General features: G+C 67.4%; 13 protein-coding genes. 2 read left to right on the forward strand and 11 right to left on the reverse strand.

Annotated elements, in window-relative coordinates; all coding sequences use genetic code 11:
* Nucleotides 1-26 precede the first annotated feature (26 nt).
* Nucleotides 27-236, reverse strand: a complete 210-nt coding sequence (locus FHR96_RS15740) for a zinc ribbon domain-containing protein (protein ID WP_183388682.1) — start codon at nt 234-236, stop codon at nt 27-29.
* Nucleotides 237-399: 163 nt separating this feature from the next.
* On the opposite strand from FHR96_RS15740, the gene acnA reads away from it, so the two are divergent.
* Nucleotides 400-3,147: an aconitate hydratase AcnA gene (gene acnA, locus FHR96_RS15745; protein ID WP_183388683.1), complete on the forward strand. Its 2,748-nt coding sequence runs from the start codon at nt 400-402 to the stop codon at nt 3,145-3,147.
* A 360-nt stretch (nt 3,148-3,507) separates the two neighbouring features.
* Here acnA and FHR96_RS15750 read toward each other — a convergent pair whose 3' ends face one another.
* The 10 genes from FHR96_RS15750 to radC form a co-directional block, all read right to left on the reverse strand.
* On the reverse strand, nt 3,508-5,187 hold the full coding sequence (locus tag FHR96_RS15750; protein ID WP_183388684.1) for an NAD-dependent malic enzyme: 1,680 nt from the start codon (nt 5,185-5,187) through the stop codon (nt 3,508-3,510).
* Nucleotides 5,188-5,369: 182 nt separating this feature from the next.
* Nucleotides 5,370-6,395 (reverse strand): tryptophan--tRNA ligase, encoded by a 1,026-nt coding sequence (trpS, locus tag FHR96_RS15755; protein WP_183388685.1) that lies wholly within the window; start codon nt 6,393-6,395, stop codon nt 5,370-5,372.
* Nucleotides 6,396-6,536: 141 nt separating this feature from the next.
* Nucleotides 6,537-7,652: an alanine dehydrogenase gene (ald, locus tag FHR96_RS15760; RefSeq protein ID WP_183388686.1), complete on the reverse strand. Its 1,116-nt coding sequence runs from the start codon at nt 7,650-7,652 to the stop codon at nt 6,537-6,539.
* Between the two features lie 193 nt (nt 7,653-7,845).
* Entirely contained in the window at nt 7,846-8,280 is a 435-nt protein-coding gene (locus FHR96_RS15765) for an acyl-CoA thioesterase (RefSeq protein ID WP_183388687.1), read from the reverse strand.
* Nucleotides 8,281-8,317: 37 nt separating this feature from the next.
* Nucleotides 8,318-8,638 carry a putative signal transducing protein gene (locus tag FHR96_RS15770; protein ID WP_183388688.1) on the reverse strand — a complete coding sequence of 107 codons (321 nt, stop codon included), beginning with the start codon at nt 8,636-8,638 and terminating at the stop codon, nt 8,318-8,320.
* 63 nt (nt 8,639-8,701) lie between these two features.
* Nucleotides 8,702-9,898, reverse strand: a complete 1,197-nt coding sequence (locus FHR96_RS15775) for a class I SAM-dependent rRNA methyltransferase (RefSeq protein WP_183388689.1) — start codon at nt 9,896-9,898, stop codon at nt 8,702-8,704.
* An 84-nt stretch (nt 9,899-9,982) separates the two neighbouring features.
* Complete coding sequence (mutM, locus tag FHR96_RS15780; RefSeq protein ID WP_183388690.1) at nt 9,983-10,804, reverse strand: bifunctional DNA-formamidopyrimidine glycosylase/DNA-(apurinic or apyrimidinic site) lyase; 822 nt, start codon at nt 10,802-10,804, stop codon at nt 9,983-9,985.
* Nucleotides 10,805-10,927: 123 nt separating this feature from the next.
* A complete protein-coding gene (rpmG, locus tag FHR96_RS15785; protein ID WP_016856547.1) occupies nt 10,928-11,083 on the reverse strand; it encodes a 50S ribosomal protein L33 in 156 nt (51 codons plus the stop codon).
* Between the two features lie 24 nt (nt 11,084-11,107).
* On the reverse strand, nt 11,108-11,344 hold the full coding sequence (rpmB, locus tag FHR96_RS15790; protein ID WP_126483875.1) for a 50S ribosomal protein L28: 237 nt from the start codon (nt 11,342-11,344) through the stop codon (nt 11,108-11,110).
* A gap of 239 nt (nt 11,345-11,583) precedes the next feature.
* On the reverse strand, nt 11,584-12,258 hold the full coding sequence (gene radC, locus FHR96_RS15795; protein WP_183388691.1) for a RadC family protein: 675 nt from the start codon (nt 12,256-12,258) through the stop codon (nt 11,584-11,586).
* Nucleotides 12,259-12,381: 123 nt separating this feature from the next.
* On the opposite strand from radC, the gene coaBC reads away from it, so the two are divergent.
* The gene (coaBC, locus tag FHR96_RS15800) at nt 12,382-13,620 is read left to right on the forward strand and encodes a bifunctional phosphopantothenoylcysteine decarboxylase/phosphopantothenate--cysteine ligase CoaBC (RefSeq protein WP_183388692.1); all 1,239 of its coding nucleotides are present in this window, start codon (nt 12,382-12,384) and stop codon (nt 13,618-13,620) included.
* The last annotated feature ends 20 nt before the right edge of the window (nt 13,621-13,640 follow it).

The following is a 13,640-nucleotide window of genomic DNA, read 5'->3' on the forward strand; positions in this document are numbered from 1 at the left end:
ACTCATCCGGGCCGGGACGCCCGGACTCACAGCACGTCGTCGTCGCGGCCCAGGCTGAGAGATTCGAGTTCGCCACTGACGGGCGAGACCTCGATACGCAGCTGTATCGGCGCACAGCAGCGTGGACAGTCTTCCCAGGTCTCGTGGCTGCCCTGGGAGGCATCGACCTGCAGCTCGAAGGCCGTATCGCAATAGGGACAGCGAACGGCATGGTTGTCGAGAGCTTCCTCGTGCACGAAACCTCCCTGGCATGAGTCCCGCAGCGTATATGGGGGTCGGGGGCGGCATTTCAAGGGGCGAGCTCATCGACGCGCCGCTTGAAAAGGCCATCTATCATGACCATGTAATCCTGACAGGACCAGGATGGTTCGACCATTTCCCCCGCGAAAGGAGGACAGCATGAGCACCTCGTCCCTACCGGAGACCCTGCAGCCCCTGGAGGCCGCCGGCACCACCTATCACTATCATAGCCTGCCGAAGGCCGCCGAGGCGCTGGGCGACATCGAGCGCCTGCCGATGACGCTGAAGATCCTGCTGGAGAACCAGCTGCGCTTCGCCGGCCAGGAAGGCGTCAGCCAGGAGGACATGCAGGCGCTGGTCGACTGGCAGAAGACGGCCTCGTCCGATCGCGAGATCGGCTATCGACCGGCCCGAGTGCTGATGCAGGACTTCACCGGCGTACCCGGCGTGGTCGACCTGGCCTCGATGCGTGCTGCCGTCGAGACTCTCGGCGAGGAGCCTTCGCGCATCAACCCGCTGTCGCCGGTGGACCTGGTGATCGACCACTCGGTGATGGTCGACCACTTCGGCGATCCCAGTGCCTTCAAGGACAACGTCGCCATCGAGATGGAGCGCAACCGCGAGCGCTACGAGTTCCTGCGCTGGGGCCAGCAGGCCTTCGACAACTTCCGTGTGGTACCGCCGGGCACCGGCATCTGCCACCAGGTCAACCTGGAGTACCTCGGCAAGACGGTGTGGACCAGGGAGGAGGACGGCAAGACGCTCGCCTACCCCGACACCCTGGTCGGCACCGACTCCCACACCACCATGATCAACGGCCTGGGCGTGCTGGGCTGGGGCGTCGGCGGCATCGAGGCCGAAGCCGCCATGCTCGGCCAGCCGGTGTCGATGCTGATCCCCGAGGTGGTGGGCTTCAAGCTCACCGGCAAGCTGCGCGAGGGCATCACCGCCACCGACCTGGTGCTGACGGTGACCCAGATGCTTCGCCAGCGCGGCGTGGTCGGCAAGTTCGTCGAGTTCTACGGCGACGGCCTCAAGGACCTGCCGCTGGCCGACCGCGCCACCATCGCCAACATGGCCCCCGAATACGGCGCCACCTGCGGTTTCTTCCCGGTGGACGACGAGACACTGCACTACCTGCGCCTGACTGGTCGCGACGACGAGCAGGTGGCGCTGGTCGAGGCCTACTGCAAGGCCCAGGGGCTGTGGCGCGAGCCTGGCGCCGAGCCGATCTTCAGCGACACTCTGGCACTGGACATGGGCGACGTGGAAGCCAGCCTGGCCGGTCCCAAGCGCCCGCAGGATCGCGTCGCCCTCAAGGACATGCCCCAGGCCTTCGCCACGGTGATGGAAGACGACGGCAAGAAGCCTTCCACCAACGCCGAGAACGGCAAGCTGATGTCCGAGGGCGGCCAGACGGCGGTGGGCGTCGATGAAAGCTACGAGCATCACGATAGCCAGGAGGTCGACCTCGACGGTGAAGCCTTCCGCCTCGACCCGGGCGCGGTGGTGATCGCCGCCATCACCTCCTGCACCAACACCTCCAACCCCAGCGTGATGATGGCCGCCGGCCTGCTGGCCCGCAACGCCCTGGCCAAGGGCCTGACCACCAAGCCCTGGGTCAAGACATCGCTGGCGCCCGGCTCCAAGGTCGTCACCGACTACCTGGCCGCCGGCGGCGTGCAGGACGACCTCGACGCGCTGGGCTTCAACCTGGTGGGCTACGGCTGCACCACCTGCATCGGCAATTCCGGCCCGCTGCCAGAACCCATCGAGCAGGCGATCACCGACGGCGACCTGGCGGTGGCCTCGGTGCTGTCCGGCAACCGCAACTTCGAGGGCCGCGTCCATCCGCTGGTCAAGACCAACTGGCTGGCCTCGCCGCCCCTGGTGGTGGCCTACGCACTGGCCGGCAACGTCCAGAAGGACCTGGTCAACGATGCCCTCGGCGTCGATCAGCACGGAAAACCGGTCTATCTCAAGGACATCTGGCCCTCCCAGGCCGAGATCGCCGAGGCGGTGGAGCAGGTGCGCACCGAGATGTACCGCAAGGAGTACGCCGAGGTGTTCGAGGGCGACGACGTGTGGCAGGCCATCGACGTGCCCCAGAGCCAGGTCTACCAGTGGGACGAGACATCGACCTACATCCAGCACCCGCCGTTCTTCGATGGCATGGGCAAGACCCCGTCGCCGGTGGAAGACGTCGAGCGCGCCCACGTGCTGGCGCTGCTCGGCGACTCGGTGACCACCGACCACATCTCCCCGGCCGGCGCCATCAAGCCCGACAGCCCGGCGGGCCGCTACCTGCAGGAGCGCGGCGTCAAGCCGGTGGACTTCAACTCCTACGGCTCGCGGCGCGGCAACCACGAGATCATGATGCGCGGCACCTTCGCCAACGTGCGCATCAAGAACGAGATGCTCGACGGGGTGGTCGGCGGCGAGACCCGCCATGTGCCGTCCGGCAAGCAGATGGCCATCTATGACGCGGCCATGCAGTACCAGCAGGAAGGCACGCCGCTGGTGGTGATCGCCGGCAAGGAATACGGCACCGGCTCCAGCCGCGACTGGGCCGCCAAGGGCACCCGGCTGCTCGGCGTGCGTGCGGTGATCGCCGAGTCCTTCGAGCGCATCCACCGTTCCAACCTGATCGGCATGGGGGTGGTGCCGCTGCAGTTCCCCGAAGGCGAGACCCGCCAGACGATGGGCCTGACCGGCGACGAGCGCGTCTCCGTCAAGGGGCTCGGCGAGCTCACTCCGGGCGGCACGGTCGAGGTGACCATCGAGAGCGACAAGGGAGAGAAGACCTTCGAGGCGCTGTGCCGCATCGACACCGCCAACGAGCTGGAGTACTACCGCCACGGCGGCATCCTGCACTTCGTGCTGCGCAAGATGATCGGCTCGGCCTGATCGAGCGGCTTCCCGAGTGACCTGAAAGCGACAGGCCCCGCCGGATGACCGGCGGGGCCTGTTTCGTTTAGGGCTTCGGGCTTCGGGCTTCGGGCTTCGGGCTTCGGGCCTCGGGCCTCGGGCCTCGGGCTTCGGGCCTCGGGCTTCGGGCTTCGGGCCTCGGGCTTCGGGCTTCGGGCTTCGGGCCTCGGGCTTCGGGCCTCGGGCCTCGGGCCTCGGGCTTCGGGCTTCGGGCTTCGGGCCTCGGGCTTCGGGCTTCGGGCTTCGAGCAGTCTCCATCGCATCGGGCTGGCGACAAACCGCTCGTAGCTCGTGGCCCTTAGCCCGAAGCTCCCTTGACTCGCAGCCCGCAGCCAGACGTCAGAACGACCGGCGACGATAGCGACGATACGCCGGCGTCCAGAAGTTGCGCTCGATGGCGTCACGCAGGGTCTGGGCGTCGGACTGCAACGCCACGCCCTCATGCTGGGCCTGGGCCGCCACCTCGAAGGCGATGGCCTTGGACAGCTCGCGAATGTCGGACAGTGCCGGCAGCACCGCCCCCTCACCGGTCTTGGCCACCGGCGCCTCGCGGGCCAGGGCCCGGGAGGCCGACATCAGCATGGCGTCGGTGATGCGCCCGGCCCTGGCGGCGAGCACCCCGAGGCCGATGCCCGGGAAGATATAGGCGTTGTTGCACTGGGCGATCGGGTAGCGCTTGCCCTTGTATTCCACCGGCGGGAAGGGACTGCCGGTAGCCACCATGGCATGGCCGTCGGTCCAGCGAATCACGTCTTCGGGCACCGCCTCGACGCGCGAGGTGGGATTGGACAGCGGCATCACCAGCGGCGAGGCGCAGCCGGCGTGCATGGTGCGGATCACCTCTTCGGTGAACAGACCCTGCTGGCCACAGACCCCGAGCAGCACGGTCGGCTTGACCTGCTTGACCACCTCCAACAGCGACTGGCCGTCCCAGTCGGCGACCAGTGCCGGGTCCTGGGCCAGGCGACGCTGGAAGCCGCGCAGCCACTCCTGATTACCGGTCACCAGCCCCTCGCGGTCGACCATGAAGATGCGCCGTCGCGCCTCGGCCTCGGTGAGCCCCTCGGCCTGCATCGCCACCACGATCTGCTCGGCGATGCCGCAGCCGGCCGAACCGGCCCCGACCACCACCACCCGCTGATCGCCGACGCCCTCTTCGCGGGCCTGACAGGCCGCCATCAGAGTGCCCACACAGACCGCGGCGGTGCCCTGGATGTCATCGTTGAAGCAGCACAGCTCGTCGCGATAGCGCTCGAGCAGCGGCAGGGCGTTGGTCTGGGCAAAGTCCTCGAACTGCAGCAACACGTTCGGCCAGCGACGCTTCACGGCGCCGATGAAATCGGCCATGAAGGCGTCGTAGTCTTCCTGGGCGATGCGCGGATGGCGCCAGCCCATGTACATGGGATCGGCCAGCAGCGCCTCGTTGTTGGTGCCCACGTCGAGCTGGATCGGCAGGGTGTAGGCCGGGCTGATACCACCGCAGGCGGTGTACAGCGACAGCTTGCCGATGGGAATGCCCATGCCGCCGATGCCCTGGTCGCCCAGCCCCAGAATGCGCTCACCGTCGGTGACCACGATCACCTTCACCTGGTCCTTGGTGGCGCTGCGCAGGATGTCATCCATGCGGTCGCGATCGGGATAGGAGATGAACAGCCCGCGGTGGTTGCGATAGATGTTGGAGAATTCCTCGCAGGCCTGCCCCACCGTAGGCGTATAGATGATCGGCAGCATCTCCTCGAGATGCTCGGACACCAGGCGAAAATAGAGCGTCTCGTTGTCGTCCTGAATGCCGCGCAAGTAGATATGGCGGTCCAGATCGGTCTGGCACTGGCGGTACTGGCGATAGGCCCGCTCGGCCTGCTCCTCGATGGTCTCGACGTTCTGGGGCAGCAGCCCGATCAGATTGAACTCGAACCGTTCCTCACGGGTAAAGGCGCTCCCCTTGTTGAGCAGGGGCATTTCGAGCAAGGGAGGTCCGGCGTAGGGCACATAGAGGGGGCGCTTGGCTTCGCTGGTCATCAAGTTCGTCTCATGCTGTGTCGGGAATGCGGGCCGTGACGCTCTGGCCATGTCCGAGGAAATGTCTACGCTCTCCGACGTTTCGAACACGGCTCGGCGGCGTCTTGCTCGCTACTCTATCACGCCAGTCCCTCGGCCATGGACCATGACACCGGCGCAGGCAAAAACGGGCGACTCTCAGGCTAGACGAAACGGCCCAACCCGACCGCCTCGCGCAGGCGATCCATGAAGGGAGCGGCTTCGGCACGGGCACGCTCAGCTCCCTGGCGCAGCACCGTCTCGATGTGAGCGGGATCCTCCAGCAGCGCCTGGTAGCGCTCGCGGGGCTCGCGCAAGTGGGCGTTGAGATATTCGAAGACCCGATTCTTGGCCTCGCCCCAGCCGATGCCGTTCTCGTACTCGGTGCGCATGGCCGCGCTTTCCTCGACGCTGGCGAACGCCGAATAGATCTGGAACAGGGTGCAGGTATCCGGATCCTTGGGCTCGCCGGGCTCCAGCGAGTTGGTCTTGATCTTGCGCACCAGCTTCTGCAGCTTCTTCTCGGAGACGAACAGCGGGATGGTGTTCTCGTAGCTCTTGGACATCTTGCGGCCGTCCAGGCCGTTCAACACCTGGACGCGCTCGTCCACCACCGCCTCGGGCTGGGTGAAGAACTGGCCCTTGAACAGGTGGTTGAAGCGCCCGCCCATGTCGCGCGCCATCTCGATATGCTGGATCTGATCGCGCCCCACCGGCACCCGGTGGGCGTTGAACATCAGGATGTCCGCCGCCATCAGCACCGGATAGCCGAACAGCCCCATGGTGACGCCGCGGTCGGGATCGGGGCTGCCCGACTCCTCGTTGTCGGCCACCGCCGCCTTGTAGGCATGGGCACGGTTCATCAGTCCCTTGGCACAGACGCAGGACAGCATCCAGGTCAGCTCGGGAATCTCGGGGATGTCCGACTGGCGGTAGAAGATGGCGTTGTCGGTATCCAGGCCGAGCGCCAGCCAGGTGGCGGCGATCTCCAGGCGCGACTGCTGGACGCGCTTGAGGTCCTGACACTTGATCAACGCGTGCAGGTCGGCGAGGAAATAGTAGGACTGGACGCTGGGATCCTGGCTCGCCGCGATGGCGGGCTTGATGGCCCCGACATAGTTGCCGAGGTGAGGCGTGCCGGTGGTGGTGATGCCCGTCAGCACACGGGTCTTGTCGGAAGATGCGGTCATGAATGCGGGACTCAGCTGACTCTCGAATGCCCGCTATGGTAACGCGGCGCCCCGGTCAAGGCGACCTGCCGGACGGCATGCCGCAAAGGGCCGGGCTCCCTCACGGGAGTCCCGGCCTTCCGATCCGTACGCGGAGCGGTCTCAGCCGATCAGCCGCGCGGTCTCCACGTACTCGAGCCCGAAGGCCTCGGCCACGGCCCGATAGGTCAGTTGGCCCTCGTGGACGTTGAGCCCCTGGGCGAAGTGGGCGTCATCGGCCAGCGCCTGTTTCCAGCCCTTGTCGGCCAGGGCGACGACGAACGGCAGAGTGGCATTGGTCAGCGCCTGGGTGGAGGTGCGCGCCACCGCGCCCGGCATGTTGGCCACACAGTAGTGCACCACGCCGTCGACCACGTAGGTCGGCTCGGCATGGGTCGTCGGCTTGCTGGTCTCGAAGCAGCCGCCCTGATCGATGGCCACGTCCACCAGCACGCTGCCCGGCTTCATGTCGGCCAGCATCGCCCGGGTGATCAGCTTGGGCGCGGCGGCACCGGGCACCAGCACGGCACCGATGATCAGGTCGGACTCGCGAACCGCCTCTTCCAGGCTGTCGGCGGTGGAGAAGACGGTCTTCATGCGGCCCTGGTAGCGATCGTCCAGGGTCTCCAGGCGCGGGATGGACTTGTCCAGCACCGTCACCTCGGCGCCCAATCCCAGCGCCATGCGCGCGGCGTTCTCGCCGACCACGCCACCGCCGATCACGGTCACCTTGGCCGGCGCCACGCCCGGCACGCCCGGCAGCAGGATGCCGGCACCGCCCTGGGCCTTCTCCAGGCTGTGGGCGCCCGCCTGCACGGCCATGCGCCCGGCCACGGTGCTCATCGGCGCCAGCAGCGGCAGGCCGCCCTGGGCCGCGGTGATGGTCTCGTAGGCGATGCAGGTAGCGCCGCTCTCCATCAGGCCACGGGTCAGCGGCTCCTCGGCGGCCAGGTGCAGGTAGGTGAACAGCGTCTGGCCGCGAGACAGGCGTGCCACCTCCTCGGGCTGGGGTTCCTTGACCTTGAGGATCAGCTCGGCCTCGGACCACACCTTGGCCACGTCAGCCTCAAGCCGCGCCCCGGCCGCCTCGTAGTCGGCGTCGGGGAAACCGGCGCCCTCGCCGGCACCGGCCTGGACGGTCACCGTGTGACCACGGCCAACCAGTTCACGGGCGCCGCTGGGGGTCAGGGCGACGCGATATTCATGATTCTTGATTTCCTTGGGGACGGCGATCTGCATGGGGAGGTCCTCCGGTGCCGAGTCGTTGAACGACATATTGTTGGATGAGGTGACTCACCGCTTCATTACAGCACAGCAGGACAATCACGAAGAGATCACGCAATAAAAAGACAAAAAATCCAGGAAGAGGCCGCCTCGCTCAGAACATATATCCAACAGCGAGACAGAAATCAGAAAATCCCTTCAAGAGTGATCACTCTTTCACCAGCGCGCGTCCATAGCCGGCCAGGAAGGCCTCGGGCAGGCGACGGGGGCGGCCGCTGGACAGCGCGATACAGGCAAAACGCGTGCGCGCTCGCAGCAGGGTACGGCCATCGGCGGGACGATAGAGCTGGAAGCGGCGGGTCAGGGTCAGGCGGCCGTCGCAGGCGACGATCCAGGTGGCCAGCCGCAGGCCATCGCCCTCGAACGCCGGCGCCAGGTAGTCCAGCTCGTGACGCTGCACCGCCATGGCACGGTCGAGCTCGCGATAGCGCTCGAGGGTCAGGCCGAGGGACGCCGAGTGCGCCCAGCTCGACTGCTCCACCCAGCGCAGGTACTCGGCGTTGTTGGCATGGCCGAAGGCATCGATGGCCGACGCCTCGACCTCCAGGTCGATCACGAAGGGCTCGGGCAGATCCCAGCACATGGCAGGTACTCCTTGTCGCGGCCCGCTCTGGAAGCACTCAGGGCCGGCTAGTGCCGCAGTTCCAGCAGGCATCGAACACGCCTTCCAGGCGCTCACCGCAGCCGGAACAGGTCCAGGCCGGACGGTCGTCCCGGCCTTCGAGGGCGTCATGAATCAGCGCCTCGGCCCGATCACGGTTATGAGGCGCCACCCAGACCTCCGGCTCGCACTCCGCCGGCGGAAGCTCGCCGGCGCCACCGCCCAGCGTCTGATTGCGACGCTCGACGGGAATGCCGGCGACCTCCAGCAGGTTGGCCACATGACCGACCAGCAGCGGATTCGAGTGGGCAAAGACGCGGACGAAGGCGAAATCGTTCATGGGCGCTCGCGGGGAAAGAAGACGGGGCACGCCGGACGCGCGCCCCGCGCTTCAGGGCCTCGATCAGTCGCGGAAGACGCGCACGCCGAGCGTCTTGAGATAGGAGGTCTCGGGGATCGCCGGATGCACCGGGTGATCCGGCCCCTGGTGACCCTGGAACAGGAGCTGGGCATGGCGGTCCTGATGGCGGGCCGCCCCGCGCACCACGTCCACCAGGCGCTCCGGCGCCAGATGCATCGAGCAGGAGGCCGAGAGCAGCAGACCGTCGCGTCCCAGCAAACGCATGGCCTCGCGATTGAGCTTGCCGTAGGCGCGCTCGCCGGCGGGGATATCCTTGCGCTTCTTGATGAAGGCAGGCGGATCGAGGATCACCACGTCGAACTGCTCGCCGTCGGCCTTGAGCGCAGCCAGGGCCTCGAAGGCATCGCCCTCGCCCACCGCTACCTGCTCGTGCAGGCCGTTGAGGGCGGCGTTGTCGGCGACCCGCTCCAGCGCCGGAGCGCTGGCGTCCACGCACAGCACCTCGCTGGCGCCGCTGGCGGCGGCCTGCACGCCCCAGCCACCGACGTAGCTGAACAGGTCGAGCACGCGCTTGCCGGCCACCTGCTGGTTGAGCCAGGCGCGGTTGACGCGGTGGTCATAGAACCAACCGGTCTTCTGGCCGTCGAGCACCGGGGCGACGAAGCGCACGCCGTTTTCCTCGAGCTCCACCGCCTCCGGCAGCGTGCCCTTGACCACTTCGACCTGGCTCTCGAGGCCTTCCTGGCGGCGCCCGGAGGTATCGTTGCGCAGCACCACGGCGCTCGGGGAGACGACCTTGTCCAGGGCATCGAGCAGCGGCTCGAGCTGCGCCTGCATGCCGGCGGTGTTGAGCTGCACCACCAGCACGTCGCCGTAGCGGTCGACGATCAGCCCCGGCAGCAGGTCGCCCTCGCCGTGCACCAGGCGATAGAACGGCTTATCGAACATGCGCTGGCGCAGGGCCAACGCCTGGTTCAGGCGGTGGACCAGCAGCGAGCGGTCGAGCAGCATGCCCGGATCACGGGACACCAGCCGCGCGCAGATCAGCGAGTGGGCGTTGACGTAGGCCACGCCCAGCGCCTTGCCGTTGGCGGCCTCGACCTGGACCTGCTCGCCGGGAGCGAAATCCTTGAGCGGCGTGGCCTTGATGTCGATCTCGTTGGAGTACAGCCAGAGGTGCCCCGCCTTGAGGCGGCGATCGGCATTCTTCTTCAGGCGCAGGGAGCGTAGGGCGGTCATGTCGTGGCTCTCATCGTGGGCGTCATGGGACGTTCAGGGAATGCCGGCCGTGGGCCGGAGCATCGAATCGAATAACGGCGGTGCTCAGGTCTGGCACTCGCCGCAGAATACGCTGGCTCGCTGGCCCAGGGTGACCAGGCGCAGCTCGGCGCCGCAGCGCCGGCAGGGCTCGCCGTCACGGCCGTAGACGTTGAGCCGCTGGGCGAAGTAGCCCGGCTCGCCGGTGCCGCTGACGAAATCGCGCAGGGTGGTGCCGCCCTGGGTGATCGCCGCGGCCAGCACCTCGCGCACCGCGGCTGCCAGGCGATCGTAGCGCTCGCGGGAGATGCGCCCGGCGGCGCGACGGGGATCGATGCCGGCCAGGAACAGTGCCTCGGCGGCGTAGATGTTACCGACGCCGACGACCACGGCATTGTCCATCAGGAAGGGCTTCACGGCCATGCGCCGGCGCCGGGACAGCTCGAACAGCCGCGCGCCGTCGAAAGCCTCGGAGAGCGGCTCCGGCCCCAGGCGGGCCAGGCGCGGATCGTGCTCGACATCGCCGGCCAACCAGTCGACGAAGCCGAAGCGGCGCGGATCGTGATAGCGCAGCACCGCGCCGTCGTCGAGCACCAGATCGACGTGGTCGTGCTTCTTCGGCAGCTCGCCGACCCGAGCGACGCGCAGGCTGCCCGACATGCCGAGGTGCCACAGCAGCGAGCCCTTTTCACCTTCCAGCGGGACCAGCAGGTACTTGGCGCGACGATCCAACGTGCCGATGCGTGCGCCGATCAGGCGATCAACCAGGTCATCCGGCACCGGCACGCGCAGGCGGGGCTGGCGCACGATCACTTCAGTGATCTCGCGGCCCTCCACGTGCGGGGCGATACCGCGCCGGGTAGTCTCGACTTCGGGCAACTCGGGCATGGGGCGACCTGCTATGGGCGGCGTGCAGCAATCATACGCAAGAACCCGACCATCGGGCCGGGTTCTTGAGGACAGGCCGAGGCCTGCGGCGGAAGCGATCACGGGAACCGCGGGGATCCCGACTTACTTGATCTTGGCTTCCTTGTACATCACGTGCTTGCGAACCACCGGGTCGAACTTCTTCATTTCCATCTTGTCCGGGGTGTTCCGCTTGTTCTTGTCGGTGGTGTAGAAGTGGCCGGTACCGGCGCTGGACACCAGACGAATCTTGTCACGCATGAGTCTTCTCCCTGATGGAAACGCTTAGACGGCTTCGCCGCGCTTGCGAATGTCGCTGAGCACCGCTTCGATGCCCTTCTTGTCGATGATGCGCATGCCTTTGGAGGAGACGCGCAGCCTGACGAAGCGCTTCTCGGACTCCACCCAGAAACGGTGGCTGTGCAGGTTCGGCACGAAACGACGACGCGTCTTGCGCTGGGAGTGTGAAACGTTGTTACCAGTCACCGGGCGCTTGCCGGTAACCTGACATACTTTGGACATGAGAGCCTCCAACCGCTTGGCCAGGTAGGGATACCTGATTGTTCAAAACCTGTCGGGCAAAACCGGGACGACCCCGCTGTCATTTGACCCAAGGGAATTCAAAGGCTGCACTTTATACCAGAGTCAACGCTGCCAGACAAGCGACGTACAGAATTATACAGCGCCACTGCCCATCGACATGACCCCTGAGGTCCGTCTCGGGCGAGCGCGACTGCGACTGCTGTTTTGATCGCGGCGGATTATAGCAGCCCACGCTCGGCAAAGGACACCACCTCGCCATCGCCGACCACGAAATGGTCCAGCACCCGGATCTCGAACAGGCCCAGCGCCTCCTTGAGCCGCTCGGTGATGCGTTGGTCGGCGTCGCTGGGCTCGGCCACCCCGGAGGGATGATTGTGGGCAAAGATGATCGCGCCGGCGCCCAGCTCCAGGGCGCGCCGCGCCACCTCGCGTGGATACACCGAAGCGCTGTCCAGGGTGCCGCGGAACAGCGACTCGAAGCGGATCACCCGATGCTGGCTGTCGAGGAACAGTGCGGCGAACTCTTCATGGCCAAGATGACGAAGCCGTGAGGCGAGGTAGTCGCGCACCAGCGCCGGAGAGGTCAGCGCGCCTTCGCGCGCCAGGCGGCTGGCCAGATGGCGACGAGACAGCTCCAGCGTGGCCTGGAGCTGGACGAACTTGGCCTCGCCCAATCCCCGCTCGGCGCAGAACCGCGTGCGATCGGCCTCGAGCAGCGGACGCAGGCCGCCGAAGGCCGACAGCAGATCGCGGGCCAGGTCCACCGCCGAACGTCCCGTCACGCCCACGCGCAGGAAGATCGCCAGCAATTCGGCATCCGAGAGCGCCTCGGCCCCCAGTGCCAGCAGCTTTTCCCGAGGGCGTTCGCCCTCGGGCCAGTCACGAATCGACATCCGGGCCTCCTTGCCATGCTGGCGTCCTGACACCAGTGTAGCCTCGCCCCCGCCGGGACGCGGCTACGCAAGGGTGCGGCCGGATGATAAGGTAGGCGATCGGATTCTCGCTCGGATATCGCCATGTCGACACCCTCCGGCTCCCGGGGCAATGCCCCTCGACGCATCCTGCTCGGCATCAGCGCCGGCATTGCCGCCTACAAGAGCGCGCAGCTCGCCCGGCTGCTCAAGCAGGCGGGCCATGAGGTCCGCGTAGTGATGACCGACGGCGCCCAGGCTTTCATCACCCCGCTGACCCTGCAGGCACTGACCGGCGAACCGGTACGCACCTCGCTGCTCGACCCGGAGGCCGAGGCCGGCATGGGCCACATCGAGCTGGCCCGCTGGGCCGACCTGATCCTGATCGCCCCGGCCACCGCCGACCTGATGGCGCGGTTGGCCCACGGTCACGCCGACGACCTGCTCACCACCCTGTGCCTGGCAAGCGACGCCGACAAGGCCATGGCCCCGGCCATGAACCAGGCCATGTGGCGTCAGCCGGCCACCGCCCGCAACGCCCGTCGACTGGCCGACGATGGATGGCGGCTGCTGGGGCCCGACAGCGGCGATCAGGCCTGCGGCGACGTGGGCCCCGGTCGGATGCTGGAGCCCGAGGCCATCCTGGCCGCCCTGTCGGCACCCGTCGAGCGGCCCGCCGAGGGGGTCCGCGTGGTGATCACCGCCGGCCCCACCCGCGAGCCGCTGGATCCGGTGCGCTACCTCTCCAATCACAGCTCCGGCAAGATGGGCTTTGCCCTGGCCGCCGCCGCCGCCGCGCTCGGCGCCCGGGTGCAGCTGATCAGCGGCCCGGTAGCGCTGCCCACCCCGGCCGGCGTGGAGCGCTTCGATGTGGAAAGCGCGCAAGAGATGCATGACGCCGCCCAGCGTCTGGCGGGGGAATGCGACCTGTTCATCGGTTGCGCCGCGGTGGCGGACTTTCGCGCCGAGACGCCGGCCGAGCACAAGCTCAAGAAGCGCGAGGGCGAGGACACCCTGACCCTGCGTCTGGTCAAGAATCCCGACATCATCGCCGCCATCGCCGCGCGCGCCGACCGCCCCTACGTGGTGGGCTTCGCCGCCGAGACCCGGGACCTGGCGACCTATGCGCGCGACAAGCTCGAGCGCAAGCGCCTTGACATGGTCGTGGCCAACGACGTGTCCCGGGCCGGACTCGGATTCGGCGCCGACGACAACGCCGCCCTGCTGCTGTGGCGGGAAGGCGATACCACCGGCCAGGTCGAGCTGCCCCCCCAACCCAAGATCGCGCTGGCCGAGGCCGTCATCCGCCAGGCCCTGGCGCAGCTGGCCGACGACGCCGACTGACACCCCCCGATTTCGTCCTT

It is taken from the genome of Halomonas organivorans (genome assembly GCF_014192055.1).
Lineage (GTDB): Bacteria > Pseudomonadota > Gammaproteobacteria > Pseudomonadales > Halomonadaceae > Halomonas > Halomonas organivorans.

Bases quoted from the DNA above. Each gene is read 5' to 3' on its own strand.
- acnA (WP_183388683.1), top strand. From the start codon at position 400: ATGAGCACCTCGTCCCTACCGGAGACCCTGCAGCCCCTGGAGGCCGCC.
- FHR96_RS15750 (WP_183388684.1), bottom strand. From the start codon at position 5,187: ATGACCAGCGAAGCCAAGCGCCCCCTCTATGTGCCCTACGCCGGACCT.
- trpS (WP_183388685.1), bottom strand. From the start codon at position 6,395: ATGACCGCATCTTCCGACAAGACCCGTGTGCTGACGGGCATCACCACC.
- ald (WP_183388686.1), bottom strand. From the start codon at position 7,652: ATGCAGATCGCCGTCCCCAAGGAAATCAAGAATCATGAATATCGCGTC.
- FHR96_RS15765 (WP_183388687.1), bottom strand. From the start codon at position 8,280: ATGTGCTGGGATCTGCCCGAGCCCTTCGTGATCGACCTGGAGGTCGAG.
- FHR96_RS15770 (WP_183388688.1), bottom strand. From the start codon at position 8,638: ATGAACGATTTCGCCTTCGTCCGCGTCTTTGCCCACTCGAATCCGCTG.
- FHR96_RS15775 (WP_183388689.1), bottom strand. From the start codon at position 9,898: ATGACCGCCCTACGCTCCCTGCGCCTGAAGAAGAATGCCGATCGCCGC.
- mutM (WP_183388690.1), bottom strand. From the start codon at position 10,804: ATGCCCGAGTTGCCCGAAGTCGAGACTACCCGGCGCGGTATCGCCCCG.
- rpmG (WP_016856547.1), bottom strand. From the start codon at position 11,083: ATGCGTGACAAGATTCGTCTGGTGTCCAGCGCCGGTACCGGCCACTTC.
- rpmB (WP_126483875.1), bottom strand. From the start codon at position 11,344: ATGTCCAAAGTATGTCAGGTTACCGGCAAGCGCCCGGTGACTGGTAAC.
- radC (WP_183388691.1), bottom strand. From the start codon at position 12,258: ATGTCGATTCGTGACTGGCCCGAGGGCGAACGCCCTCGGGAAAAGCTG.
- coaBC (WP_183388692.1), top strand. From the start codon at position 12,382: ATGTCGACACCCTCCGGCTCCCGGGGCAATGCCCCTCGACGCATCCTG.